Below are 543 nucleotides of genomic sequence, written 5' to 3'. Positions count from 1 at the left end.
GATATCCATCTGTGTTCGTTTGCCTCAATGCGAGTCAATCAGCCGGTGAACTGATCAGCTCTGCCATTACTGTCGTGGCAAAAGCGCCTGTGGGTAGCGTAAATGCCAGCTCCAGGCAGTCTTCCCCTTCCCTTTCCGGGTCTGTATGCCAGACCCACTGCAAGTCCCGTACCGGCAGCCTTGTGCTACGGCGGGCTTCTTCTACCTTGATCTGGCGCAGGCCCTCTATCACCGGGGCGTGGGGCGCCAGGATCTGCTGCTCCAGTTCATTACAGGGGCCAGATGATGCCATGCCGGGCAAGCCGGGCAAAGGGGCGGTGGGGTGCACTTCCCCGCTCGCCACCCGCTCCACCGCCTTGCAATCGTCATCGGCCATGAACAACCCGCGGCTGCCTTCCGGTTGCAAAATATCGCCGGCCTGCACCCGGTTCCAGCAATGGCGACGCACCCGTTCCGCCAATACCTGATTAAACAGATTACTGCGCACGGCGGACAACCACATGCCCCGCAGCGCTTTCTTGCGTGGTGCTTCCCCGCCCAGCA

General features: G+C 61.1%; 1 protein-coding gene. It reads right to left on the bottom strand.

The window, feature by feature from the left end; translation table 11 throughout:
• Positions 1-34 precede the first annotated feature (34 nt).
• Positions 35-543 (bottom strand): tRNA pseudouridine(13) synthase TruD (gene truD / locus A3730_RS01040; RefSeq protein WP_156500737.1); only part of this gene is annotated, 509 nt, incomplete at its 5' end.

This window comes from Alcanivorax sp. HI0044 (assembly GCF_001634945.1).
The sequence above is the reverse complement of the archived record's forward strand: the minus strand, read 5'-3'. Positions and strand labels throughout refer to the sequence as shown.